We start from the raw sequence: 24,745 nt of genomic DNA, 5'->3' as shown, positions 1-24,745 counted from the left end.
GCAACTCAGGGGCCCGCATCCGACGCACGACAGCCCCGGCAGCACGAGTTCAAGTTCAGTGGTTGACAGCGCACGCGCGCCGGACGGCCCTGCACTGCAGGGCCGTCCGGCGGCTGAGGCCGGTGCGGTCAGTGCGCCGCGGGGTGGTGGCCGATGGTGATACCGCAGGCGAGTGCCACGGTGGGGCCGGCGTAGACGGTGGTGCCGGTGGACTTCCTCCACACGTTGATGAGGAAGGTGTCCGGAGAGTCGGTGGCGGTGATGCTGACGCCGTAGCCCTTGACGCCGTTGAGGGTGCCTGAGCCCTGGTAGCGGGCGCGGGAGCCGGTGACCACCAGCCAGTCGGACGCCGTGGAGCGGAACTTGAGGCCCGCTGCCTTGACGTCGAAGGCGACCCTGCCGGTGGGGGTGGTGGCGTTCCTGCCGTAGGAGAGGTCGAAGGAGAAGGCTGCCTTTCCGGTCAGCCGCAGGGAGGCGGGGTAGGCGCCGGCCGGCGAGACGAAGGTGCCGGTACCCGCGGCCGGGCCGGCCGCGCGGTCGTAGACGACCAGGTCGGTGAGGGTCCTGGAGGTGGCGGCGCCGTCGTCGTCGGTGACGGTGACGGTCGGGTGGTAGATGCCGGCCTTGCGGTATGTGTGGCCCGCGCGGCATGAGGTGAGGGCTGTGCCGTCGGCCCAGTCGACGGAGCAGCTGAGGGTGTCACTGCGGCCCGGGTCGGTGTACTGGACGGTGAGGGTGATCTTCGCGCCCACCGACACCGGCTTGGCGGGCCTGGTGGCGTCGCGGATCACCGGGGGCGCGTTGGTGACGGTGATGGAGAGGGTGTCGCTGCTGCGGCCGCCGGTGAGGGTGACCTCGTAAGTGCCGTTGTCGGTGCAGGTGATGGCAGGGGTGAGGGTCGTGGCGTGGGCGATGGCGCACGGGGCGCCGGATTCGGCACGCCACTTCGGGGTGACGTCCGCGCCGGAGAGAGTGCCGGTGAGGGCGATGGCGCTGCCCTCCGGTCCGGAGGCGTCGGGACCGGCGTGCGCGACGGTCACCGGGTCGATGCCGGTGAGGGTCGGGACCACCGGCTTGATCAGGCCGTCGGCGTCGAACTCCAGTTTGTCGATGGTGGTTTCGCGGTGGGTGCCGTCACCGCCCGGGATGGCGAACCGATGGTAGGCGATGTACCAGTCGTCGGTGCCGGGGACCCGGACCACCGAGTGGTGGCCGGTGCCCTTGATGCCGAGTGCCACGTCTTTCGACAGGATCACGCCGCGCTTGGTCCAGGGGCCCAGCGGCGAGCTGCCGGTGGCGTACGCGACCTGGTAGTTCTCGTCGCCGGTGTCGTTCTCCGACCACATGAAGTAGTAGACGCCGTGCCGCTTGATCGTGAACGCGCCCTCCCGGAAACCGTCGGGAGTGATCGTGGTGACCTTGGAGGTGTCCAGGGAGATCATGTCGTCGTTCAGCGGGACGACGTACGCGCCGCCGTTGCCGAAGTAGAGGTACGACGTCCCGTCGTCGTCGGTGAAGACCGCCGGGTCGATCATCTGGCCGCTGAACCTGCCTGCCGCGAGGAGGGGTTTGCCGAGCGCGTCCTTGAAGGGGCCGGTCGGGGAGTCCGAGACGGCGACGCCGATGTTGGCGTCCGCGCAGAAGTAGAAGTAGTACGTCCCGTTCTTCTCGGTGATCGTCGGCGCCCAGGCCCGGCTGTCGGCCCAGGAGACGTCCGGGCCCAGGTCGAGGATGACGCCGTGGTCCGTCCAGCGCACCAGGTCGGTGGAGGAGTACGCCTTGAACTGGGTGCCGCTCCACCCGGGGAAGCCGTCGGTGGTCGGATAGATGTAGAAGGTGTCGCCGAAGACCACGATGTTCGGGTCGGCGTTCAGGCCGGGCAGTACGGGACTTCTCATCTGCATCGCCTGTACGGTCCAGACGCGGGTCGCGCCGTCCGAGCCGGTGACGGTGTACTTGACCGGCTTGGTGAAGTTCCGGACCGTGCCGGAGGCGGGGCTGATGGTCGCGCCGTTGGCCAGGGTGAACTCTGGTGCCAGAGCGGTGAGTTCGGTGCCTTCCTGGACCGGCAGCACGATCCGGCTCTGGGTGTCGGTGACGATCGCGTCGGTCTTCAGCTCGGGCAGCGTGGCACTGGCGATACCGGTGGTGTTACCGCTGAGCTCCAGTACCTCGGCCGCGGACAGCGCGCGGTTGTAGATCCGGAAGTCGTCCACCTGGCCGGCGAAGTAGGGGTCGGCGGTGTACAGGGACTTGCCGATGTAGCCGCTGTAGCCCTTCGAGGCGTCGTAGAGATCCGACGGCTTGATCGTCACCCCGGTGGTCCGGGCCACCTGCACCCCGTCGAGGTAGAGGACCGCGATCCCGGTGGCGCCGTTGAGGGTGACGGTGATGTGCTTCCACTGGCCAGCGGTGAGCTTCGAGCCCGCCGACAGCTTCGACTCGGCGCCCCAACTCCCGGTGGTGACAGCCGAGTAGAGGCTCCCGCCGCCGTTCTGCGGTGTCGCGAAGAGGTACTTGTCGCTGTTCGGGCCGAGGCCGAAGAGCCACTGGTTGACCGCCGTCGACGTCGGATCCCACTTGGCGTAGGTGGAGACGGTGACGCTGTCGGTGTCCTTCAGCACGCCGTTCGGGATCTTGACGTACGGCGAGGTGGTGGAGGAGCTGGATCCGCCGCTCATCACGAACGAACCGCCGTGCACACCGGTCCCGAAGGCCGGGGTGTTGACATAGGTGCCGTGGTTGCCGTGGCCGCTGGAGTCCCGGACGACATGGCCGGACGTCTCGTCGAAGTCGTAGCGCAGGACCAGTCCCGACGGGATGTCGGTGCCGCCGTCCTTGGACACCGTGACATGGGCCTGGACGCGGAGCGTGGCGCCGTCCGGCAGGGTGCCGTTCACGGTGAACGTCCCGGCCGAGGCGTACGCCGATGCCGGGACGTCGTCCCAGGTCACCGGGGCCGGGCGGGTGATGCCGTCGGCGTACTTGGCGATGACGGTCGCGGGCAGCACCGGCGCGCTGCGGACGGCGGTGGAGACGGTGACGTCCTCGGCGCTCTCCACCAACTGGTCGGGCTGGTAGGCGCGCAGCAGCCGGTTGTACTCGGCCTCGGTGACCGGAAGTACGGTGCCGTGGCGTGGCGTGGATGGCAGCGAGTAGTCGGTGGACGGGGTCCAGACGCCTGAGTCGAGGTCGGTCGTCTCGAACGGTAGGTAGCCGCGGCCCCCGAACTCGTCGAGGAAGAGGTACCACTTCTCCTCGGTGTTGGACTTGAAGACCAGCGGTCCCTCGGCGGCGCTCATCGTGCCCTTGCCGATGCCCTCGGCGACGGGGTCGTAGTCGGCGTCGAGGATCGAGCCGGCCTTCTCCTCGAAGATGAACTTGCTGTTCGGGGAGGAGGAGGTGTTGTTCCGCTCGTCCTTGGAGAAGCGGTAGTACTGGCCGTCGTGCTCGATCATCGTGGAGTCGATCACCGAGTAGCCGCGGTCGATCCACACCTTGGGCTTGCTGAAGGTGCGGAAGTCACGGGTGGTGGCATACATCATGCGGTTGTAGGTGTCGCCGGTGTGCGCGTCGTTGTCGTAGATCTTCGACGCCCAGAAGACGACGTACGAGCCGAGGGACTTGTCGTAATACGCTTCCGGGGCCCAGGTGTTGCCGGCCTCCTTCGGCGAGACCGTCACCAGCCGCTGGTCGGTCCAGTGCACCAGGTCGGTCGACTCCCACACCATGATCGCCCGGCTGCCGGTGCGCTGCGCGGCGTCCCAGTCGCCGTTGCCGTAGATCCGCAGGTCGGTGGCGATCTGGTAGAACTTGTCGCCTTCGGGAGAGCGGATGATGAACGGGTCGCGCAGCCCCTTCTCGCCCAGCGTCGAGGTCAGCACCGGGTTGCCGTTGTTGATCTCCCGCCAGTTCAGCGGGTCGTTGCCCTTGCTCAGGCCGAAGTGGACCTGCTCGCCGTCGGCGGTGCCCTCGCCGGTGAAGTAGCTGAAGAGGTAGCCGGACTTGGCTTCCAGCACCGGGAGTTCGGGCACCTTGGCGGTGAACGTGCGGGTCGCGGATGCGTCGTCGCGGGTGACGGTCGCGGTCAGCTCGACGGCGGTCGAACCGTCGCCCGCGGCCGGGCGGTTGACCACCCCGTCGGCGGAGACCACGGACGGGTCGGCGGACGACCACTCGACTGCGGTCGAGTAGTCGCCGTTCGCCGGCAGCGTCAGATTCCCGCGTACGTCGTCGATGTTCGGGACGGTCAGCGAGGCTGCGGCCTGGTCCACAGCGTGCTGGTCGTCGAAGTCCGCCAGCACGGTGATGTCGAAGGACTTGGTGTCGGCCACCGCGCCCTTCTTCAGCGTCGCGGTGAGCGTCGCGTGACCATCGGACTCACCGCTCGCAGGGCGGGTGACGGCGCCGGTCGCCGACACCACGGACGGCGCGTCGCTGGACCAGCTGATCGAACTGCCGCCCGCCGTACCGGCGGTGGGCAGCGTCAGGTCCGACACGACGGCGTCGGTGCCGTCGCCGAGGCTCAGCGCGGCCTTGTCCCGCGCGACCCCGTCAGTGGCGATCGGCAGCGCCAGCTGCTCGACCTCGGAGGCGTCCAGCGCCCGGTCGTAGACCCGGAAGTCCTTGATCTTTCCCTTGAAATACTTGTCGCCGGAGTACAGCGAGCGGCCGATGGAGTTGGCGGTGGTGGTGCCGCCGCCGATCGAACCGGGCGTGATGCTGACGGCGGTGTTGCGGGCGACCTCCACACCGTCCTCGTAGAGCACGCCGGTGCCGCCTGCCGTCTGCGTGTAGGAGAGGTGCTTCCACACGGAGCGCGGCAGGTTGTACGAGGCGGCGGGCGCGGTGGTCTGCTCGGTCGACCAGTTGCCGGAGGCGATGGAGGTACGGAAGGTGTTACCGGTGGTGAAGAGATAGCCGTTGCCGCTGGAGCCGCTGGAGTTACCGAATCCGTAGATGAAGTACGGACTGGCCTGCGCGGAGTCGATCTGCACGTCCAGCGACACGGTGATCGCGCTCATGCCGCTCAAGATGTTGTCCGGCACCTTGACGTAGGTGTCGGACCCGTTGAGGGTGAGGCCGTCGCCGGCGTTCCAGCCGGCGGTGCCGTTCACGGTGCCGTCGCGGCCGTGGCCCGAGGAGTCGGCGGCCAGTTGACCGGAGGCCGCGTCGAGTTTGTACCAGAGGGCGAGGCCGTCGGTGATCTCCGAGGAGCCCGCGGTGGCTGCCGGGTTCGTGGCGTGTGCGGTGGTCGGCAGCAGCGTCATGCACATCGCGGCTAGGGCAACCGCGGCGAGCCTACGGCTCCGGGACCGGCTCCGGGGCGCGTTCCAGCTTGATCTAGACATGACAAATCGATGCAACATCGGCGGGTTTTCCTCCACGGTTGATCGGGGGCAGAGAAAGGCCGACGGTGCGGCATTTCGACGATGTGATGTTGTGTTTCGAGAGTGTCAAACGATGCGTGGTACAGCGTCAAGAGGCGAGAGCGCATGTGCGGCCGGTCGGACGATCCAACGTGACGTGGAAGGGAGTCCGGGGATCGGTAAGTGGACCTGTTGGCATGTCGCATCCGGCCCGTCCCCGCAGAAATCCGCAGTTCAAGAGTGAGCGTGCGAAGCTGATTCGGCGGGCGGGATGACCGGATCGGCGGCCGGCTGAACGGGCCCGGATCATCCTGGCGTCCGCCGACGGCAGCTCGAGCGGGGGCGTCGCGCGGCCCGTTGGCGTGGTGGTGAAGACGGTGAGAAAGCGGCGCGGGGACTCCCCGCTCCGGGACGGACGGCCGGTCTTGGGGCACCGGCCACATCGGTGGGCCGATAACCGACCTGGTCCTGAGTGAGGTGAAGAGATAGCACCTCACCCGGTGTGCGAGACAGGCGCAGGTGGGACGAGCACCTACTGCACCGCCAGGAACCGCACCCCCAGCGCCTGGTCAGACAGCTGTCGACTCTCCTCCGCTCTCTTCCGCAGGGCTTGGTCCTCAGCGTGGAGATGCGCGGTAACCGCCGCGAGTGCGTCGAGCTTGCCCGAAGCCGTCGCAGGGCGGGCCGGTGGTCGGCCCGCCCTGCGAGGCGGTATGCGCAAGCAGTTGTGTCAGGCGGGCGCCTCGTTGACCGAGGCTGTCACCTCCTCCGCCCCGAACTGCGCCACGGGCTCGGGTGCGGCGGGTGGGGGTACGAGCATCAGCCGTAGCCCCAGGGTGGCGCAGAGGGGGCCCAAGGCGCACATCGCGGCGGAGCTGACGAAGGCGGCGTCCAGGTGGCCGGCGTCGTAGCCGAAGCCGCCGAAGTACGTGGCGAAGAGGGAGGCGAAGCCGAAGAACATGCCCGGGATGAGAGCGAAGGGTTTCAGCCTACCGGTCGCCAGCAGAGTGCCGTTGACGATGAAGATCACCACAGCCAGGGCGAGGGTCTGGGCGAACGCGCCCGTGCCGAACATGGTGCCCGTCTCACGGTTCAGGAGCACGGCCACCACCCCGAATCCCGCCCCTGTGGTGGTGGCGGTGACCATGGCGAGGGCGTTGGAGCGGCTCGGACCGCCCTGGAGGAAGGTTCCTGCCCAGGTGATGAAGATGGCCCAGGTCGGCATCTTGAGCGGGCTCATCAGCAGGAAGACGGTGGCGAAGGCAACGATCGAGGCGCTGACCTCGTGCGGGAGCCTGATGCGTCCGATGTGCATGATTATGCCAATCCACCCGGCTTGGCCAGCAGTTCCTTCAGACCTGTGTCGATGAACTCGGTGTCCTTGGGGTTGCTGCCGTGGCCGGCGAAGTGGCCCCAGATACCGGGGATCACGCGGAGTTCGGCGCCGGGGATGTGGCTGACGGCCCAGGCCTCGTCCTCCGGCGGGAAGTAGAGGTCCTTCTCGGCGGGCATGTCGAGCGTGGTCGCCCGGATCGAGCCGAGCGCCGCCTCGGTGTCCCCGTCGAAGCCCGGGGTGAGCCCGACGTCACCGTTCTGCCAGGTCCAGAGCATGGTGAGGAGGTTGTTCGGGTCGCGGTCGTCGAGGAAGAAGCCCTCCCAGAAGCCGACGAGGAAGTCCTCCAGGGAGGTGTAGCCGAGTTTCTCGTACTCCTTCTCCCAGTAGAACGCCTGGGAGAAGCCCCAACCCGCGTACACCCGGGCGAGCGCCCGTAGTCCGGTGGTCGGCCACTTCCCCTCGTACCAGCCGCCGTTGTAGACCGCGTCAGCGGTCAGCGCAGCCTTGACGCCCTCCAGGAAGACCTTGTTGTGGAGGCTGGTGCGCGGGGAGCCGCAGAAGGGTGCGATCCGCTCGACCATCTCCGGGTGGCTGACGGCCCACTGGTAGGTCTGCCCGGCGCCCATCGACCAGCCGGTCACCAGCGCGATCCGCTCGATGCCGAACTCCTCGGTGACCAGCTTGTGCTGGGCCTCTATCTGGTCGTACACCGTGATGTGCGGGAAGCGAGCGCGGTCGTAGGGCGGCGGGGTGTTGCTCGGTGAGGTCGACAGGCCGTTGCCGAGCATGTTCGGGACGATGATGAAGTACGTGTCCGGGTCCAGGGCCATGCCGGAACCGATGAGCCACTCGTTGTCCCAGTGCCGCCCGGAGTACCAGGTGGGGTACACGATCACGTTGGATTTGTCGGCGTTCAGCTCGCCGTACGTGGTGTAGGCGAGGGTGGCACCGCGCAGGGTGGCGCCGTGCTGGGTGGTGAAGTCACCCAGCTGGAAGGTGAGATGTTCACTCATGGGAAGTCCTTTCGGGGAGAACGGCAGGGAACTGGCCTTTCACGACGTGACCGCGCACTGGCCGCGGTCGGCCTTCCGCGGTCCTTCGGCCGTCGGCCGGATGTCGAAGTCGAAGATCGCCGTGGGCAGGTAGAGGGTGCTGCACGCGTTCGGGATGTCCACGACGCCGCTGATCCGGCCCTCGATCGGGGCCGAGCCGAGGAGGAGGTAGGCCTGCTCGCCGCTGTAGCCGAAGGTGGTGAGGTAGTCGACGGCGTTGAGGCAGGCGTTGCGGTACGCCATCGTCGCGTCGAGGTAGTGGTTGGTGTCCGTGTCGTGGTCGACGGAGATGCCGACGAACGAGATGAACTCGGTGTACTGCGGTGCGACGTTGCCGGGCATGAAGATCGGGTTGGTGGTGACCCCGTATTTCTCCATGCCGCCCTTGATGAGGTCGACGTGCAGGTCGATGTAGCCGCCCATCTCGATCGCGCCGCAGAAGGTGATCTCGCCGTCGCCCTGGCTGAAGTGCAGGTCGCCGCCGGAGAGCAGGGCGCCGGGGACGAGGACGGGGTAGAAGACCCGGGAGCCGCGGGTGAAGTTCTTGATGTCGTGGTTGCCGCCGTTCTCGCGGGCCGGGACCGTGCGGGCGCCTTCGGCGGCGATACGGAAAGCGGCCTCGCCGCTCGCCGTCCCGGCCAGCGCGTTCTCGGCCAGCGGCGGCAGGGCGAGTGCCGGCACCCGGTGCGGGTCGGTGTCGATGAGGGCCTGCTCGCGGGCGTTCCAGCGGGCCAGCAGTTCGGCGGAGGGCGCGGTGCCGAAGAGCCCGGGGTGGGTGATTCCGGTGTAGCGGACGCCGGGGATGTGGCGTGAGGTGGCCTGCTGGCCGTGGAAGTCCCAGACGGCTTTGTACGAGTCAGGGAAGCGGTCGGTGAGGAAGCCGCCGCCGTTGTCCTTGGCGAAGACGCCGGTGTAGCCCCAGCCCTGCCCGGAACCGTCGCCCTGCGACTGCGGTACGGGGCCCAGGTCAAGGATGTCGACGACGAGCAGGTCACCGGGCTCGGCACCCTCCACCGCGATGGGCCCGCTGAGCATGTGAGCGTGGCTGAGGTCGACGTCGCGTACGTCGTTGGCCGAGTCGTTGTTGCCGATCTGGTTGTCGGTCCAGTCCCGGCACTCGATGCGGAAGTCCGAGCCCGGCTTCACGGTGACGGCGGGCGGGATCTCGGGGTGCCAGCGGTTGTGGCCGGGGACCTTCTGGTCCCGCATGGACATGGCCTGGTCGACGCTGAAGACGACTTCGGGCATAGGACTGCCTCCAAGAAGAGGTGGGTCGCGTTTCGGGCAACAGGCGTCAGGGCTTGGGCAGTTGGGCGTGTCGGGGATCGGCTGCCGAGGTGGGGTGGCGGCGAGCCGGCGGTACCTCGGTGACGACTCGCGGTTCGTGGGCGCTGGCCTCCTGAAACTGGAGGGCTCGGGCCAAGGGGGCGCCGGTGCGGGCGAGCATCGGGGCAGTGAAGACGCGGCGGGACTGCTCACCGCAGGTTTCGCATGGTTCCTCGGGGAGAGCGCGGCCCATCGGACGGTTCACGTCGAAGGTTCCGCAGCCCGGGCAGCGGTACTGGTATGTCGCCATGGACAACTCGCTTCCGAATGCTTCGAGACGAAAATATTTCTACCCGAAGCAATTCGGCAAGAGCTCACCGCGTTACGTGCACGTAAAAGGATGGTTGCGCCGCTGTGCCGCCTAGGGCAGCTGCTGGAGCACGTCCCACTGCAGCCCGTCGGCCGCGGCGAGGAACACCCGCTGGTGCAGGTGGCGGTCGCGGATCTGGACGGTGCCGCGCGGAGTCTCGTACTCAAGGCCCTCGGCAGTCGCCTGGATCCTCTCCATGTCCGCGCCGCCCGCCCTGCGCAGCAGCTCGGTGAGCATGCGCACGCCCTCGTAGCAGGACTCGCCGAGGCTGTTGAGCACCGGCGCCGCGGGGCCGAACCGGCGTCCGTACGCGGCGGCGAAGTCGAGGCCCGACGCGGTGGGCAGGTCCTCGAAGTAGCCGGCCGAGGTCATCAGTCCCCGGGTGTTCTCCGGCCCGGTCGCCAGCAGGACGTTCTCCTCGATCAGCGAACTGAACCGGATGTGATCGCGGTCGAGTCCGGCGGCGGTGAACGCACGGTTGAAGTGCACCGCGTCGTCGCCGATCAGCAGCATGAGGACGGCCTCGCAGCCACTGGCCGCGACCCGGGCCAGGACCGGACCGAAGTCCTTGGTGCCCAGCGGCACATACATCTCGTCACAGACCTCGCCGCCCAGCTCCCGCAGATAGCGGTGCGCGGCGCGGGCGGAGGAGCGGGGCCAGACGTAGTCGTCGCCGACGATCGTCCAGCGACGGATACCGAGTTCACCGGCGAACCACTGCAGCGAGGGCCGCAGTTGACGGCCCGGAGTCTCGCCGGTCAGGAACACCCCGGGCGACCGCTCCCCTCCCTCGTAGAGGGCGGTGTAGACGTACGGCACACGGCCGTCGATGCGCGGGGCGACCACCTCACGGACGGCGGAGATGTGCCAGCCGGCCACCGCGTCGACGACGCCGCCGGAGACCAGCGCGTCGATCTCGGTCGCCACCTGCTCGGGCGGCGCCCCGCCGTCGACGAGCACCAGCCGCAACTCCCTGCCCAGCACGCCCGAGCCGGCGTTGACCTCCTCGGCCGCGAGCTGGGCGCAACACTCGCAGGACGGCCCGAAGATCCCGGCGGGCCCCTGGAGCGGTATCACCAGGGCGACGTCCAACGCGTCCCGGGTCCGGCCTGCCGGAGAGCCGAGCCGGACAGACGCCTTCTCGATCATAGAGCTCACACTAGCGATTGGTTGCTACGAGAATATTTCACGGCGATAAGGAAATGACTGTATCGTGGAACCATTCCACGGGAACCTTCTCTGCGGCGCACAGCGTGCACGACCGCTACGGCCGCAGTTCACCCCACACCACGACGACACTGGGCAGGGCGATGACCACGACCCCGGCGGCCGTATCCGAACTCGACTTGGCGCGAGCGCTCACACTCGTGGAGCGGAGCGTCGTCCAACGGCTCGGTGAGGCACTGAAGGCGGAGGGCGCGACGCTGGAGGAGTGGCGTGTGCTGTCGTTCCTCGCCGACGACACCGGCCACGCCATGGCCGAAGTCGCCGAGTTCGCCCTGCTGACGGCACCGACCCTGACCAAGGTCGTCGACCGCATGGTGTCCCTCGGCCTCGTCCTGCGCCGGGTGGACGACACCGACCGGCGGCGCGTCCTGGTCTTCGCCTCGGAGCGGGGAAACGAGGCACTCCCCCGCTGGACCGCTGCGGTCGAACGCGAAAAGGACCACATAGTGACCGCCCTTGGGACCGAGGAGACGGCCCTGCTGCGGACACTGCTCCAGCGCGCATCGAGGCGACTGGGCTGACGTGCCCGCCCGGGGCGCCGAGGCCGGCTGCCGCACGTGTCCGCCGAGATGACAACCCCACCCCCGCAGGTCGGCTGGCCCGGCTTCCGCTCGGAGGCAGAACAGGCATGACGCCTCGGGTTGAGAAACACTCCGCCGACACCACCGGCCTCGTGGTGCCGCCGAGACGGCGGAGGAGCTGCGTCTTACTGAGCCGAGCGTGTGACAGCCCATCGGCCAGCCTCCCGCGCAGCTGGATGAGTGCCTCGTCGCGTTGGCCCTGCTCGTCATGCGCCTATCCGTCCCCGGCTCGGCGTGGTCGTCAGTGTTCATCTTCATCCGGCCGAACCTCCCCGAACAGCGTTTCCAGGATCTTGGGGCACGTCAACACCGCACCATCCTCAGGGAGTTTGGTGTGTCCGTGCTCGGTGTCGGGCTGCTGCTTGCTCTGGCCCTGCTGGCTGCCGCCGCAGCGGGCACCCTCGCCCGCATGGACGGCGCCACCTACCCCGCCGCCATTACCCGGGCAGCCACCGCGTTCCTGGCCGTGCTCACGTTGCCGGCCGCTGCGATGGGAGCTCTCGCCTCGGTACTGAGGCGATCGGGTTCCATGGGCAAGCCGCGGTGAACAGATGGGCAACCCTGGGCAGGCCCCCTCCCCTGGGCAGGGCAAGCCGCCTGATCAGGAAGCGTCAGCGGCGGTTGCCCCCCCGTGCCTTCGCACGATGATTCATTGCGGCTCAGCCAGGGCGTCGGCCGCGCAGGCGTCGCCGCAGAGCGATTAGGGCGTTGCGGACCTCGACTGTCGCCGCGGCACCGTCTGCGTGCATCCGCATGAGGTCGTCGTACAAACTGGAGAGCTCCGCTGCGGCCTCGTCCAGGACAGCGCGGGACAGCACGGCGGTGCTCGGCTGTCCGGCTGCAGGTTCAGCGCGGGATTCCGGCCAGGTCTGCCATCACAGCCATGTGGTGGTCGAAATATTCGGCACGTGCCTCGATCAAGCCGTCCAGGCGACCGAACACCTCGAAGTTGATCAGGCCGAACAGGTGGGTCCAGCCGGCGAACACGCCGGCGAGTCGCTCCTCCGGCAGGTCACCCGGGTACTCGTCGATCAGGCGGCGCAGGTCGGCGCGGACAGGTTCGGGAACCGGCGCGGACTCCACTTGTTCCGCGGCGTCACCGGCGATGTCCACGAGTAGCAGGACGACTTTCGCGGCCAGGGGAACGGTCTCCGGCGGCGCGGCATAACCGGGCACCGGGCTGCCGTAGAGCAAGCCGTACTCCGCTGGATGCGCGAGCGCCCATGTGCGCACCGCGTGGCAGACGGCCAGCCACCGGCGGCGCCGGTCGTCGCGGGGCAAGGCTGCGTCGGCTTCCGTCGCCGCCGTGCCCAGCTCCTCGTAGGCCTCGATGATCAACGCGGTGAGCAGGGCGTCGCGGCTGGGGAAGTACCGATACAGGGCCGAAGCGACGATGTCGAGGTCTCGTGCCACGCCGCGCAGGGACAGATTCGCGCCGTCCGTGGCGAGGTGGCGGCGCGCGACGTGCAGGATCTCGTGGCGCATCTCCGAGCGGACCCGGGCGCGCAACGACGGTGCTGACATGCCCCCAGTGTCGCACAGATCGAGAACACCAGATCGAGGCGAGAACACTGTTCTTGACCCGGCTGCCACGCCTGGGTACGGTGCACCTACCCGAGAACAGTGTTCTCGCCTGAGTCGAGAGGGTGTCCATCATGTCCCTTCATGTCATCGTCGGAGCCGGCCCGGTCGGCACGGCCACCGCCCGGTTACTCGCCGACAAGGGCGAGCAGGTCCGTCTGCTCACCCGAAGCGGCGGCGGCCCGGAGCACCCAGGGATCGAGCGCCGTGCCGCGGACGCAAGTGACGCCGACACGCTCGCCCGGCATGCCGAAGGCGCCCTCGCGCTGTACTGCTGCGCAGGCCCGGCCTACCACCGCTGGACCACCGACTGGCCACCGCTCGGCGCGGCACTCGTGCACGCCGCCGAACTCAGCGGCGCCGTACTCGTCACGACCGGAAACCTCTACGGCTACGGCCGGGTCGACGCCCCGATGACCGAACAACTGCCGCAGCGCCCCAACTCGGTGAAGGGCCAAGTGCGGGCCGCCCTGTGGGCCGACGCGCTGGCCGCGCACCAAGCCGGGCGAATCCGCACGGCCGAGGTCCGCGGATCGGACTACCTCGGCGCGGGCTCGATGAGCGCATTCAGCGCCATGGTTCTACCCAAGGTGCTCGTCGGCAGACGCGTTTCCATGCCCGCCGACCTCGACGCCCCTCACAGCTGGACCTACGTCGGCGACGTAGCCCGCACCCTGGCCGCCGTCGCGACCGACAAGAACGCCTGGGGACGGCCCTGGCACGTACCCACCGCCCCGGCGCTGTCCATCCGCGCGCTGGCCACCCGTGCCGCCGAACTCGCGGAAGCGCCATCTGCCCGGGTGACCAAGATGCCCACCTTCTTGCTTCGTTTTGCCGGGCTCATCAACCCAGCCGCCCGGGAAATGCTTGAAATCCAGTACCAGCTCCAGCAACCGTTCATCCTCGACTCGTCCGCTGCCACCGCCGCCTTCGGAATCGAACCCACCCCAACCGACGACGCACTGCGGGACACCATCAACGGCCTGCGCACCTCAGCCGCACGCTGACTCGCCACTGGCAACGCCGTCCCCCGCGCCGCGCTCGCGCGATCCTCTCCTTGGACATCAGCAACGCGGCCCGAGCTGGCGAGGTACTCGGGATCCGGGGCGTCGACCTGGACTGGGGCGACCAGCTGGTGCGAGTCAGCCGCAAGGGCAGCGGCGATGCGCAATGGCTGCCGGCCAGTCCAGACTCCTTCGCCTGGCTCCGCCTCTATCTGGCGGCACTCGCACCACTGGAGCCGAACTGCCCGATCTGGTGGACGCTTCGACGCCGCAGATGGACTACGGCTCCAGCTCATGAATTACGAGGCCCTGCGGGCAGTGTTCCGCCGGATCAACGCTGCCCTCGACACCAACTGCACGATGCACGATTTCCGGCGCACCGCGGCCCTGCGCATGAGCCGGGACAAGAACCACGACATGACACGAGGACGGAACCGTCTCATGACCCACACAAGGGCGACACCACATCATCAGAACGGGACTTGACGCCCTCTCAAGATTGACTGGGACCGTTCCTAGGGGAATCGCTCTTCTCTGCGACTCAGGATGGAGGCCCCGGGGAAGGATGGGCCTCGGGCCGACCGTCTGGAAGGTAACGGCGGCAAAGCCCGGGGCGGAGGTCATAGCCCGAGTGAGGCCGGGGGTGGCCCTACCCTGCTGACGTGTGTGCTGTACCCCCGGCGCGGATGCGCTGGCCGAGGAAGAAAGCCGCGCGGTCCAGTGCCTCGTCGGCCTCGTCCAGGACACCGGCGAACGACTGGAACACGTGCGGCACGTCGGCGGTGATGTCCAGGACGACGTCCACTCCGGCTGCCCTCGCGCGCGCGGCCAGGCGCGTCGAGTCGTCCAGCATGATCTCGTTCGTGCCCACCTGGATGAGCATCGGGGGGAAGCCGGTCAGGTCGGCGAGGACTGCCGGGCTGAGCATGGGCTGGTGCGGGTCCTGTCCGGCGAGGTACATGGCTCCGGTGTGTTCCACGGACTTGCGGGTGAGGATCGGGTCGATGCCCTCCTTGGTGTCCATGCTCTTGCCCGTGCGGGTGGCGTCGAGGCCCGGGGAGAACGTCACGATGGCGGCGGGCAGCGGGAGGCCGGCGTCGCGGGCGGCCAGGCAGGTCGTGACGGTGAGGCCGCCGCCGGCGGAGTCCCCGGCGAACGCGATGGCCGAAGGGTCCTGACCGCTGTCGAGGAGAGCGCGGTAGGCGCTCAGTGCGTCGTCGATCGCGGCCGGGAACGGGTGCTCGGGGGCAAGCCGGTAGTCCAGCGAGTACGCCCCGAAGCCGGTCTTGGCGACGAGGTGTCCCGTCAGCGACAGCACGCTTTCGGGGGAGCCGTACACCCATCCGCCGCCATGGAAGTACAGGATCGTCCCGGCGTGCGGTTCGTTGTCCGGCTCGACATGCAGGGCGGGTCGGTTGCCGAGAGTTGTCTGCGCGGTGCGGATGCCGTCGGGCACGATCATCTGGGCCATCAGCGCCTTGAATCCGGCTCGGATCGCCTCGACCGACCGGGGGCCCTCGGGCCGCGGCTGCCGCAGCATCGCGTCGATCTGCGCACGTTGTTCCTTACTCATATGCTTGCCCCCTCGTAAATGCATTCCTCAGAACTATATTCCACGGCATCTAGTGTAGACTATATGCCGTGGCATCTAAAGCGAGCGGTAAGACGGTCGACCTCCCGGGCTTCTTCGCCGACCTGGTCCGATGCGAGACGCGCCTGTACAACGCCCTCAACGACCGTCTCCGTGAGCGGCACGGCATCGTCACCTCGCAGTTCGAGGCACTGCGCTACCTGCGCGACCACCCGGAGTCCCGCGTGGCGGACCTTGCCACCGAGTTCGCTATCGGCATCGGCGCGACCAGCAAGACCGTCGACCGTCTAGAAAGGCAGGGATGGGCAGTCCGGCAGCCGAATCCATCCGATCGCCGGTCCTCACTCCTGGCCCTGACCAACGACGGTTCGCAGCTTGTTGACGCGGCGGAGAAAACCTTCACCGATGCGGTGGCCGAGCTGATCGGAGGCACTCTCGAGAGTTCCTCGGCCTCGGCCGCTGCACAGGCTCTCTCGAAGCTGCGCTCCGTACTCGAACGCAACCAGGTCGGCACGCCCACAGGCTGACGGGCTCGGCCCCGGGCAGCGGCGCCCGGCCCGCACGGGGTGCAACAAACAGCCCAACGGGCCAGGTGTGCGGTATCAGTCCTCGTCCTCGGCATCCTCCACGGCGCCCGTGTCCCGGAAGGGGCACAGGCCTTGGCCAGGGCCGCTGGCCCTGATGTTGAACAGGTAGCGGCCCAGGAAGTCGATGTGCCGGTCCTTGAGTGAGGAGAGCCGGGCTACGTCTTCGTCCTTGATGCCGTGGCCCTCAGTGCGGAGCTGGGCGACGGCGGCGTCCAGGTGGCGCGTGTTCCACAGCACCACGGCGTTGAGAACCAGGCCGAGGGTGGCGAGTTGCTCCTCCTGGCACTCTCGGTACGCCTGGCGGATCTGGCCGCGTCCGCCGCGGCAGATCGCGCGGGCCAGGCGGTGGCGGGATTCCTGGACGGTGAGCTGCCAGTTCATCTGACGGCGGTAGGTGTCGTCGACCGGGAGCCGTAGGAGTCCACGATCACGATCGTGCGGCCCTTGCCGGTGATTCCGACCCGGTAGAGCGGGTCCAGGTTGTACGCGGTCCGGTACTGCGGGGGCGAGTAGCCGCACGACTTCGCCTTCGCCAGACAGTCCGAGGTCGATATCGGCGCGCTCACTCCCGACAGCGGATCCGCATTGGCGGCGGCAGCCGCGGTCACAGGTATGCCTGGCGCAGGTACAGCGGAAAAGCAAGCAGGGCGAAAAGCGCGGTTGCGAGCATCACAGCCTCGACGGCCCGGACATGAACAACGAGGTGATCCATGAATCTCCTCAGGCGGTGGATCCTTTCAGACGGCTGCTGCCCGGATTATTCATCACGGTGTGACCGGTGCATGTGTACCGATTCCTATGGGAAAGGCGGGCACGGTGTCGTGCTACTGAGGGGCGCCGAAGTCGGCGTGCGCCGCATCGACGGTCTCGGCGTGCGCCGGGTCTTCTCCTGGCCGTCCGGCGCCCGGCGGATGCTGGAGATGCTGGGTGGTCACAGGGACTGGAAAGCCGCCGACCCCGAGCACTTCACCATCTGACCCGCACCCACTTCACGATCCGACCTGGAGGAGTACGTGGCACGAACCGTTGCCTGCGTCATCGTGGACGCCCTGAGGTCGGCACGGACACGTAGCCGTGCCCGTCGAGTGCAGTCACCCCTCGACGGCATATACGTCACCCACCAGCGGCATCCCCCAGGCCGCCGCGCACCAGGACAGATGAGGACCCTTCCGTGAGCACGCCTAGCGTCTTCTACTCGATGACCAGCCGGCTCGAAGTCGCACGGCAGGCAACGCGGTATCCCACTGAGAGCCACCATGGAGGGGCTGGGCGGCTCGGTCACCGCGCTGGACGTCATCTCATCCGAGCCGACCGTCTCGGCATCGACGTCACCATCGCCGCCACCTCCATCGTCCACGGCACCAGATCCGCTGCACGGGGGCACTTCCTGAGGCAGAGACCGCCGATCCATGGATAAACCTTCCTCTCCCGCCCCTGCGCGGGCGCTCCTACGGTCGAGGCTGCGGGCGCTCACCGGCCCGCTGTACCGAAGGAGCAAGTCCCCATGAAGTTGACCGGCAACACGATCCTGATCACCGGCGGAACCTCGGGCATCGGCCTCGGTCTGGCCCTGCGTCTGCACGAGGCCGGCAACAAGGTGGTCGTCGCCGGCCGGCGCAAGGAACTCCTCGACGAGATCACGGCCGAGCACCCGGGCATCGACGGGCTCGTCCTCGACGTCGCGGACCCCGACTCGATCGCCCAGGCCTGTAAGACCGTGGCGGCGAGCCACCCGGGACTGAACGTCCTGGTCAACAACGCCGGCATCATGCTGCTGGAGAACCTCCTCGACCCGGCCGAACTCCCGGTCGCCGAGGATCACATCGCGACCAATCTGCTCGGCACGATCCGGATGACGTACGCCTTCCTGCCCCTGCTGATGGGCAAGGACGACGCGGTCGTCATGAACGTCACCTCCGCGCTGGCGTTCGTCCCGTTCCCGAGCACCCCGACCTACAGCGCGACGAAGGCCGCGCTGCACTCCTTCTCCGAGAGCCTGCGCATCCAGCTCTCAGGTGCTGACGCCGGCGTCCAGGTGATCGAGGTGGTCCCGCCGGGCGTGCGAACGACCCTGCTGGGCCAGCAGGACAGCGACCAGTCCATGCCGCTGGACGACTTCCTCACCGAGACCCTCGACCTGCTGCGCAAGAAGCCCGACGCGAAGGAGCTTGTCGTCGAGCGCGCCAGGTTCATCCGCGACGCGGTGGCCAACGACTCCTACGACGATGTTCTCGCCATGATCAGCGGCAGCTGACCGACCTGTAGGACCGACGCGGAACAACAGCACGCAGGCAGGTCCTGTGGGGGCCACATCAGGGACGACCGCGAGCTGGACCCGCCTCGGGCGGTCCTCACCGAAGACGCGGAACGGTAGGGAAGCGTCTTCGGCTTCGCCCCGCTCGTCCCACGGGAGGCGACCGGCTTCGTCCTGAGCGCCGAGAGACACGCGAGCGCCCGTCTGACACGGCGAACATCGTCGTGTCCGCCAGGCCGAGCGGCGAGGCCCGGGGCCCGTCCAAGGCGTCGGGCGTCCTCGACGGGGACCGTCGTGGCGGGCCGTCTTCCCTGCCGTCGGCCTGCGGCGCGCCGCCGACGGTCGACGCATTTCCCAGCGGTTCATGCAGATCAGGTGACCATCGGGACGTCTCGCTGCGAGCGCTAGCGGAGTCGCCCGTACGAGCGGCTTTGCGCGGATGGGAGGGGTGTGCTCAGCCATGGATCGGCGGTCTCTGGATAGCCGGGCGGGATGCGGCGAGGATGGGGGCATGGACAAGAAGGAACTGGCGGAATTCCTGCGCCACCGGCGTGAGACGCTGCGCCCCCGAGACGTCGGGCTGGTCGAAGGACCGCGCAGGCGTACGCAAGGGCTACGCCGCGAGGAGGTCGCGCAGCTCGCCGGCATGTCCACCGACTACTACGCCCGCCTCGAACAGCAGCGTGCCCCACAGCCCTCCGTCCAGATCACCGCGGCTCTCGCCCGGGCGCTGCGGCTGTCCTTGGACGAACGCGACCATCTCTTCGTGCTCATCGGCCACAACGCCCCGGCTCGCTTCCACCGCTCCGAACATGTCAGCCCGACCCTGATGCGGGTCCTGGACCGTCTGGACGACTCCCCGGCCATGGTGCAGACCGATCTGGTCGACACCCTCGCGATGAACTGCTTGGCCGTCGCGCTGCTCGGCGACCAGACCCGCCACACCGGCCTGGCCCGCAGCGCCTACTACCGCTGGTTCATGGACCCGGCCGAACGTCTGATGGTTCCCGAGGAGAACCGCGAGCGCCACGGCCGCGCCCAGGCAGCGCGCCTGCGGGCCGCGTTGACGGCCGGCAGCGACACCCCCCGAGCCGCCCGGATCCTTGCCGAACTCCAGGAACACAGCCCCGAGTTCGTCCGCATGTGGGAACTTCAGGAGGTCGCCCGACGCTATGACGACTGCAAGACCGTCCTCCATCCCGAACTCGGCCGCATCGACGTCGACGCCCAGCTCCTGTACACCGAGAACCGCGCCCAAACTCTGGTGGTGCTGACCACTCGCCCCGGCACGGAGAGCCACAGCAAACTCGAACTGCTCTCCGTCATAGGGCACCAGCAGCTCACCCCCTGACGTCCTAACGGGGACCGGGTTGGGCTCGACGCGGGAGGGGCCGGACAAGGGCACCCTGGAATGGTGCAGCCCGCACGGCTTTTGCCCCGCGCTCTACGGCCAAGTATGTCGGCCCCCTGCGCTGTCCGGGCTCCGCGCTCAGGCCGCCCATTTGACCGGATGCTGCCTCCGCTTTACTCTCCAATATATACGGAGGCAGCATCCGTTTTGATGCGGCCGCACGATCACGGCAGGCAGGAGGGCGCATGAGCGCCGGTGAACTGCGGGAACGCAAGCCCCGCGCGGACGTCCAGCGCAACCGCGCGGCCCTCCTGGAGACCGCGCAGCGTCACTTCCTGCGGCACGGGGTCGGCACCTCCCTTGAGGCGGTGGCCAAGGAGGCAGGCGTCGGGCCCGCCACTCTGTACCGACACTTCCCCACCCGGGAGGCGCTGCTGGCGGCCGTGCTGCAGACGCGCTCCGAAGAACTGGTGGCCCGCCAGGCGGACATCGAGCAACTCGGCGACCCCGCCGAGGCGCTGGAGCAGTGGCTGCGGGCGATGGAGGAGTACTTCAGCGCCTTCAGCGGACTGCCGGACCCGCTCATGGCCGCGGCCAGGGCACAGGAGCCGGACAACCCCCTCACCATCCCCTGCGACATCCTCATCACCGCCACCGATCAATACGTGCGAGCCGCCCAGCTTGCGGGGCGCGTGCGCGCGTCGGTGCGGGGGCACGACCTGTTCCTCGCGGCCTGTTCCGTTGCCTGGATCAAGGGCACCGGCACCGAGAGGGAGCCGCTCGACCGGCTCCGCACGCTCATCGCGAGTGGCTACCTCCAGCAGGACACCCAGGCGTAAATCGCCAGGCACCCCGCTCCGCCCCCGCAACGCCGGGGCGCACCACCACCCATCCATCACATCGCGCTGCCCTCAGCGGCGGCATGACCCCCTAAGGAACGAATCATGAAAATTACTGTCATAGGCGCCGGAACCATCGGCGGGAACCTCGCCGCCAAGCTCAGCACGGCCGGTCACGACGTCCAGGTGGCCGACGCCCGCGGCCCCGAGGCCGTCCGGGCCGAGGTGCTGGAGTCCGGGGCCCGCGCGGGAGACCTCACCGACGCCGTCCAGGGCCGGGACGTCATCGTCCTGGCCATCCCCTTCGGGGTGGCGGGCCAGCTGGCGGACCTGTTCGCGTCGGTCCCCGCCGAGACGGTGGTCATCGACACCGCGAACTACTACCCGCACCTCTACGGGCACATCGAAGCCGTGGACAACGGCCAGATCGACAGCGTGTACACCGCCGAGTTGCTCGGCCGCCCCGTGGTCAAGGCGTGGAACGCCGCACTGGCCGAAACCCAGCGGACCAAGGGCGTCCCGGCCGGAACACCCGGCCGCCTCGCCATCCCCGTCGCCGGCGACTCCGAGGAGGCACGGAAGGTGGCCATGCAGCTGGTGGACGACACCGGCTTCGACCCCTACGACACCGGCACACTGGCCGACTCCTGGCGCCAGCAGCCCAACGGCCCCGCCTACTGCACCGAACTGACCCTCGACGAACTGCCGGCGGCCCTGGCCGCGGCCGACCGCGTCAAGGACGCGGCCATCCGCGACAGCCTCCCCGAACGCTTCGCCGCCCTCCCGGCCAACCCCACCGTCGACGACGTCGTCGAGATGAACCGCGCCGCCCACCGCTGAGACACCCGACGCCGCTCTCGTGCACGCAACGGCACGAGAGCGTCAGCGTCGGCAGCCCACGAACACACGACGAACACGAAGAGCGCACAATCCCCCGCGCTGCGACCCGCAGTCCCGGCACGCCGCTGCCTGCCGGTGCCCGCAGAGGGTGCGTCCCGCGCCCAGCCCTTACGTCAGCTGCCTCGTCGCATGGCCTGCCGTACCGCGCTCTGCCGCGGCCGTCGTGGCGGTGACTGCTGCGGCAGGGAGAGGAACCCCCCTGCCCGGCACCGCATCACCCTTCACCGACATCGCACGCTCCCGACGCTCCCCCGGCGGTTCCTGCCCACCGCCCTGTCCCTTTTGGACATCCGCGGCGTAATGGAATCCGCACAGACGGCCCCCTTCCAACAGCAACACCCAGTCATGGACGGTGCACGTCGTCTCGGGTGCGGCGCGGAACGCCCTGGGCAAAGAGCTGCTCCGGGCCGAGGAGGAGGGGCGGACCTCGCAGGATTTCACCGATGGCTACAGCGAGGAGAGCATCTACCTTGAGCGGTCGCAGGCCCTGGACGCGAGTGTCTACCAGGCCCGGGGCATCGAGCGCTCGGACCGGGACGGCAGGAGGGCGGCGGTCCGCGAGAACCTGGAGATCTACGGCGCTTCCCATGCCGCCTTCCTGTTCATGCCGCCACTCGGCGACGGGGTACGGACGGCCGGCGACATGGGCATGTACGCGCAGAACTTACTGCTCTCGCTGGCGGCCCGGGGGCTGGCCGGCATCCCGCAGACCGTACTCGGCGTCTACGCCGACACCGTCCGCGAGTTCCTCGGTGTCCCCGCGGAGCTCAAACTCCTCCATCTACTCCTGCAACGGCGGCCTCCCGACAAACGATCGCTTCCAGGGCTCGGCCGCTCGTCAGCCGCCAAGACGGGGCCTCCACACTTCCAACCCGACTGCGTGCCCAAAGCGTGCCCATAAGACCGGCAAACCACGGTCAACAACGGTGCGATCCTGCGCTCCCTGACACCACGCCTGAGCGCGTATGCCCAGGTCAGAAGCCATCCGTCCCGACAAGCGCCGTCGCTTCCCAAGCTGAGAGTGCGAGTTCGATTCTCGTCACCCGCTCTTTTTGAAACCCCAGGTCAGTGGCCTGGGGCTTGTTTGTTGGGCGGGGCGGCAGGCCCTCATGGGGGGTCAGTTGTGGGTGTTCCAGAACGCGCAGTGGTGGCGGGACTCCGCCGTGTGGGTGGGGGCGATGTGGTCCGGTGCGAGGGAGAGCACGGTGCGCCGGGGCCAGTGCGGTGATGACGGGCCGTTGGGGTCGGTGGTGCGGGCGAAGCGGGTCCAGTAGTCGATCATGGTGTCGGCCAGTCGGTGCTGTGCCGCGGTGAGGTCGCGGGGGCGGCCTCCCAGGTCGAACAGGTAGGGCAGTTCGCTCGCGTGCGGTGCGCCGAGTGGGAACGGCGGTGTGCCGGAGGTGAGCGGTGGGGCGTGCTCGTCAGCGAACTCGTAACGCCAGGTGGGAACTTGAGCGGCCAGCAGGGCGTCGGTGCGCGCCGTCGGGCAGGCGAAGTTCGCGTCGCCGATGACCGCGCCGAACACCGGGCCTCCGTCCGTGCGGTGCACCGGGTACTCGCGAACGATCGCCCTGGCCTGCCCCGCGGAGGGGAAGAAGGCGGACACGACGTCGGGCCAGGTGTCGGCGGTGACGGGGTTGCCGGCCTGGATGATCCCGGCGGCCCAGCCGTTGCCCTCGTCGTGGTTGTTGCCGATGAGGACGGGGACGTGGTGGAAGTGGCCGGCGGTGATCGCCGCCGCGGGGTCGGTGGGCAGCAACGGGGTGGCGTAGGCGGGCTGTTGGTCGGTGGCCTGGGCCGCGAGCAGGCGCGGGGCGGACGCGCGCCGCAGGCAGGACAGGACGTCGTGGGTGGAGCCGCAGCCGACCTTTGCCGCGAAGGCCGTGCCCGTGGCGCGCGCCGTGGACAGGGGGACGGAGGACGGGGCGAAGGGACGGTCGGGGCGGCCTGTGCACGGGCCGCTCTCGATGATCGCCCGGTCGAAGAGGCCCGCGGCGGCGGGTGCGGCGAGCTGGGCGCAGACGCTGTAGCCGCCGGCGGACTCACCGGCCAGCGTCACGTTGTGCGCGTCCCCGCCGAAGGCGCCGATCTCGGCGCGGACCCAGCGCAGTGCCGCCTGCTGGTCGGCCAGGCCGAAGGTGCCGGAGCCGGGCAGCCCACTGTGGGCGAGGAAACCGAGGGCGCCGAGGCGGTAGTCGACGGTGACGACCACGACGTCGCCGCGGGTGGCCATGCGGTGGGCGTCGTAGGAACTGCCCGCCCCAGTGGTGAAGCCGCCGCCGTGCAGCCACACGATCACCGGGCGGGGGTGCGCGGGTCCCGCGTCGTCGGGCGTGGTGATGTTCAGGTGGAGACAGTCCTCGTCGGTGCTGCCGCCCGGCACCTCGCCGGCCGGCTGCGGGCAGGCGCTCGCGGGCCGGGTCGCGTCCCGCACCCCGGGCCAGGGGGCCGCGGGGTGGGGCGGCGCCCAGCGGAGGCTGCCGACTGGGGGCGCCGCGTAGGGGATGCCCTCGAAAGTGCGGTAACCGTTGTGGGCGGTACCCCGCACCAGGCCGTCGTGGATACGAACCGTGGTGACGGCGGGCCGGGTCGGCGGCGCTGCGGACCAGGCCGTCGCGAGAACGGCGGTCAGGGCGCAGCCCAGGGTGGTCAGGACGCGGTGCATGGTCGTCGTCTCCCCGTTCGGTCAGCTGCCGCCCATGCCGCCCTTCGCGGCGATCATGGTCATCGGCAGAGTGCGTACGGCTTTCTCCAGGCCCGGCGCGAGGGCGGCCAGCGACCCCGTGCAGGCGTCGATACGGGCCTGGAAGGTCTTGTGGTCCTGCCGTGGGACCACCGAGCGGATGCCGCCCGCCGCGGCCAGCGCCAGCAGCGCGGCATCGGCGGCGGGGAGCTCCCGGACGGGCCGGTCTCCGTGCAGCGCCTCGGACACCCGGGCGCGGAGTACGGCGGGCACGGCGCGGTCCGTCACGGTCAGGCGCCGGGTACCGAAGGGGATGCGGGGCGCCTGCACGGTGAGTACTCCCGTCGCGACGAGCCGGTCCTCCACCTGGGTCAGGGTCTGCTTGCGGTGGCGGCGGACGAGGTTCTTCCAGCCGTGCCCGGCGGCGGCGTCGCGCAGCACGCCGTCCAGGACCGGGTCACCGGTCGGCCGGGTTCCGGACACGGTGACCTTGCCGCCGCCGTCCTCCTGCAGCCGGCCGCGCGACGCGAGGTCGACCAGGGCGGCGGCACGCACCAGCAATCGGGTGCGGGAACGGTCGTAGGGGCCCTCGGCCGCGTCGTCGTGGGCGAGCAGATACATGAGGCAGGCCAGATCGTCGTTCACACCTCGACGCTACGGCCGGGAACCCCGGCCCCGGATCGGCCACGGGAACGGAAGGGCACTGGGAACGTAGGAGGACCGCGGCCCGGCCTCCTCCTTGAGGAGGAGGTGT

At 69.0% G+C, this 24,745-nt stretch carries 20 protein-coding genes and 2 pseudogenes; 10 read left to right on the top strand and 12 right to left on the bottom strand.

The features are described 5' to 3' along the window. Positions 1–128: 128 nt before the first annotated feature. The 6 genes from OG496_RS54065 to OG496_RS54040 form a co-directional block, all read right to left on the bottom strand. Entirely contained in the window at positions 129–5,276 is a 5,148-nt protein-coding gene (locus tag OG496_RS54065) for a family 43 glycosylhydrolase (protein WP_405976337.1), read from the bottom strand. A gap of 823 nt (positions 5,277–6,099) precedes the next feature. Further along, positions 6,100–6,684, bottom strand: coding sequence for a DUF1097 domain-containing protein (locus OG496_RS54060; RefSeq protein WP_405976336.1), 585 nt, complete (start codon positions 6,682–6,684; stop codon positions 6,100–6,102). Between the two features lie 2 nt (positions 6,685–6,686). Next, entirely contained in the window at positions 6,687–7,718 is a 1,032-nt protein-coding gene (locus OG496_RS54055; protein WP_405976335.1) for an alpha/beta fold hydrolase, read from the bottom strand. 39 nt (positions 7,719–7,757) lie between these two features. After that, positions 7,758–9,005, bottom strand: a complete 1,248-nt coding sequence (gene fmdA, locus OG496_RS54050; RefSeq protein ID WP_405976334.1) for a formamidase — start codon at positions 9,003–9,005, stop codon at positions 7,758–7,760. Between the two features lie 46 nt (positions 9,006–9,051). After that, positions 9,052–9,333 (bottom strand): FmdB family zinc ribbon protein, encoded by a 282-nt coding sequence (locus OG496_RS54045; protein WP_405976333.1) that lies wholly within the window; start codon positions 9,331–9,333, stop codon positions 9,052–9,054. 111 nt (positions 9,334–9,444) lie between these two features. Next, positions 9,445–10,542, bottom strand: a complete 1,098-nt coding sequence (locus tag OG496_RS54040) for a substrate-binding domain-containing protein (protein ID WP_405976332.1) — start codon at positions 10,540–10,542, stop codon at positions 9,445–9,447. A 161-nt stretch (positions 10,543–10,703) separates the two neighbouring features. Between OG496_RS54040 and OG496_RS54035 the strand changes: the two genes are divergently transcribed. After that, positions 10,704–11,141, top strand: coding sequence for a MarR family winged helix-turn-helix transcriptional regulator (locus OG496_RS54035; protein WP_405976331.1), 438 nt, complete (start codon positions 10,704–10,706; stop codon positions 11,139–11,141). 394 nt (positions 11,142–11,535) lie between these two features. Next, positions 11,536–11,748: a hypothetical protein gene (locus tag OG496_RS54030; protein ID WP_405976330.1), complete on the top strand. Its 213-nt coding sequence runs from the start codon at positions 11,536–11,538 to the stop codon at positions 11,746–11,748. A 299-nt stretch (positions 11,749–12,047) separates the two neighbouring features. Here the strand turns inward: OG496_RS54030 and OG496_RS54025 are convergent, their stop codons facing one another. Further along, positions 12,048–12,725 (bottom strand): TetR/AcrR family transcriptional regulator, encoded by a 678-nt coding sequence (locus OG496_RS54025; protein ID WP_405976329.1) that lies wholly within the window; start codon positions 12,723–12,725, stop codon positions 12,048–12,050. Between the two features lie 131 nt (positions 12,726–12,856). Here OG496_RS54025 and OG496_RS54020 point away from each other — a divergent pair, with 131 nt between their 5' ends. Continuing rightward, a complete protein-coding gene (locus tag OG496_RS54020; protein ID WP_405976328.1) occupies positions 12,857–13,789 on the top strand; it encodes an NAD-dependent epimerase/dehydratase family protein in 933 nt (310 codons plus the stop codon). Positions 13,790–14,435: 646 nt separating this feature from the next. Here OG496_RS54020 and OG496_RS54015 read toward each other — a convergent pair. Beyond that, positions 14,436–15,359, bottom strand: a complete 924-nt coding sequence (locus tag OG496_RS54015) for an alpha/beta hydrolase (RefSeq protein WP_405976327.1) — start codon at positions 15,357–15,359, stop codon at positions 14,436–14,438. 68 nt (positions 15,360–15,427) lie between these two features. On the opposite strand from OG496_RS54015, the gene OG496_RS54010 reads away from it, so the two are divergent. Further along, positions 15,428–15,904: a MarR family winged helix-turn-helix transcriptional regulator gene (locus tag OG496_RS54010; protein WP_405976326.1), complete on the top strand. Its 477-nt coding sequence runs from the start codon at positions 15,428–15,430 to the stop codon at positions 15,902–15,904. A 75-nt stretch (positions 15,905–15,979) separates the two neighbouring features. On the opposite strand, the pseudogene OG496_RS54005 reads toward OG496_RS54010, so the two are convergent. Continuing rightward, a pseudogene (locus OG496_RS54005) lies at positions 15,980–16,372 on the bottom strand (Tn3 family transposase); the annotation flags it as partial. Beyond that, entirely contained in the window at positions 16,342–16,530 is a 189-nt protein-coding gene (locus tag OG496_RS54000) for a hypothetical protein (RefSeq protein ID WP_405976900.1), read from the bottom strand. The pseudogene OG496_RS54005 and the gene OG496_RS54000, both read right to left, overlap by 31 nt. Before the next feature lie 255 nt (positions 16,531–16,785). Here OG496_RS54000 and OG496_RS53995 point away from each other — a divergent pair, with 255 nt between their 5' ends. The 6 genes and pseudogenes from OG496_RS53995 to OG496_RS53970 all read left to right on the top strand — a co-directional run. Beyond that, a complete protein-coding gene (locus OG496_RS53995; RefSeq protein WP_405976325.1) occupies positions 16,786–16,941 on the top strand; it encodes a hypothetical protein in 156 nt (51 codons plus the stop codon). 527 nt (positions 16,942–17,468) lie between these two features. Further along, positions 17,469–18,218 (top strand): SDR family oxidoreductase, encoded by a 750-nt coding sequence (locus tag OG496_RS53990; protein WP_405976324.1) that lies wholly within the window; start codon positions 17,469–17,471, stop codon positions 18,216–18,218. Positions 18,219–18,729: 511 nt separating this feature from the next. After that, positions 18,730–19,569, top strand: a complete 840-nt coding sequence (locus OG496_RS53985; protein WP_405976323.1) for a helix-turn-helix transcriptional regulator — start codon at positions 18,730–18,732, stop codon at positions 19,567–19,569. Positions 19,570–19,814: 245 nt separating this feature from the next. Next, complete coding sequence (locus tag OG496_RS53980) at positions 19,815–20,408, top strand: TetR/AcrR family transcriptional regulator (protein WP_405976322.1); 594 nt, start codon at positions 19,815–19,817, stop codon at positions 20,406–20,408. Positions 20,409–20,513: 105 nt separating this feature from the next. Further along, the gene (locus tag OG496_RS53975) at positions 20,514–21,248 is read left to right on the top strand and encodes an NADPH-dependent F420 reductase (protein ID WP_405976321.1); all 735 of its coding nucleotides are present in this window, start codon (positions 20,514–20,516) and stop codon (positions 21,246–21,248) included. 385 nt (positions 21,249–21,633) lie between these two features. Beyond that, a pseudogene (locus OG496_RS53970) lies at positions 21,634–22,209 on the top strand (nitroreductase family protein); the annotation flags it as partial. 216 nt (positions 22,210–22,425) lie between these two features. On the opposite strand, the gene OG496_RS53965 reads toward OG496_RS53970, so the two are convergent. Together OG496_RS53965 and OG496_RS53960 are read right to left on the bottom strand one after the other, a co-directional pair. Next, complete coding sequence (locus tag OG496_RS53965) at positions 22,426–23,973, bottom strand: carboxylesterase/lipase family protein (protein WP_405976320.1); 1,548 nt, start codon at positions 23,971–23,973, stop codon at positions 22,426–22,428. 21 nt (positions 23,974–23,994) lie between these two features. Beyond that, positions 23,995–24,636 (bottom strand): GPP34 family phosphoprotein, encoded by a 642-nt coding sequence (locus tag OG496_RS53960; protein WP_405976319.1) that lies wholly within the window; start codon positions 24,634–24,636, stop codon positions 23,995–23,997. Positions 24,637–24,745 lie beyond the last annotated feature (109 nt).

Source organism: Streptomyces sp. NBC_00988 (genome assembly GCF_045162645.1).
Taxonomy (GTDB): domain Bacteria; phylum Actinomycetota; class Actinomycetes; order Streptomycetales; family Streptomycetaceae; genus Streptomyces.
Note: the sequence above shows the minus strand (reverse complement) of the source record. Positions and strands in the feature narration are given on the sequence as shown.

Excerpts from the sequence above, each read along its gene's own strand:
- OG496_RS54065 (WP_405976337.1), bottom strand. The coding sequence starts at position 5,276 with ATGTGCATGACGCTGCTGCCGACCACCGCACACGCCACGAACCCGGCA.
- OG496_RS54060 (WP_405976336.1), bottom strand. The coding sequence starts at position 6,684 with ATGCACATCGGACGCATCAGGCTCCCGCACGAGGTCAGCGCCTCGATC.
- OG496_RS54055 (WP_405976335.1), bottom strand. The coding sequence starts at position 7,718 with ATGAGTGAACATCTCACCTTCCAGCTGGGTGACTTCACCACCCAGCAC.
- fmdA (WP_405976334.1), bottom strand. The coding sequence starts at position 9,005 with ATGCCCGAAGTCGTCTTCAGCGTCGACCAGGCCATGTCCATGCGGGAC.
- OG496_RS54045 (WP_405976333.1), bottom strand. The coding sequence starts at position 9,333 with ATGGCGACATACCAGTACCGCTGCCCGGGCTGCGGAACCTTCGACGTG.
- OG496_RS54040 (WP_405976332.1), bottom strand. The coding sequence starts at position 10,542 with ATGATCGAGAAGGCGTCTGTCCGGCTCGGCTCTCCGGCAGGCCGGACC.
- OG496_RS54035 (WP_405976331.1), top strand. The coding sequence starts at position 10,704 with ATGACCACGACCCCGGCGGCCGTATCCGAACTCGACTTGGCGCGAGCG.
- OG496_RS54025 (WP_405976329.1), bottom strand. The coding sequence starts at position 12,725 with ATGTCAGCACCGTCGTTGCGCGCCCGGGTCCGCTCGGAGATGCGCCAC.
- OG496_RS54020 (WP_405976328.1), top strand. The coding sequence starts at position 12,857 with ATGTCCCTTCATGTCATCGTCGGAGCCGGCCCGGTCGGCACGGCCACC.
- OG496_RS54015 (WP_405976327.1), bottom strand. The coding sequence starts at position 15,359 with ATGAGTAAGGAACAACGTGCGCAGATCGACGCGATGCTGCGGCAGCCG.
- OG496_RS53990 (WP_405976324.1), top strand. The coding sequence starts at position 17,469 with ATGAAGTTGACCGGCAACACGATCCTGATCACCGGCGGAACCTCGGGC.
- OG496_RS53985 (WP_405976323.1), top strand. The coding sequence starts at position 18,730 with ATGGACAAGAAGGAACTGGCGGAATTCCTGCGCCACCGGCGTGAGACG.
- OG496_RS53980 (WP_405976322.1), top strand. The coding sequence starts at position 19,815 with ATGAGCGCCGGTGAACTGCGGGAACGCAAGCCCCGCGCGGACGTCCAG.
- OG496_RS53975 (WP_405976321.1), top strand. The coding sequence starts at position 20,514 with ATGAAAATTACTGTCATAGGCGCCGGAACCATCGGCGGGAACCTCGCC.
- OG496_RS53965 (WP_405976320.1), bottom strand. The coding sequence starts at position 23,973 with ATGCACCGCGTCCTGACCACCCTGGGCTGCGCCCTGACCGCCGTTCTC.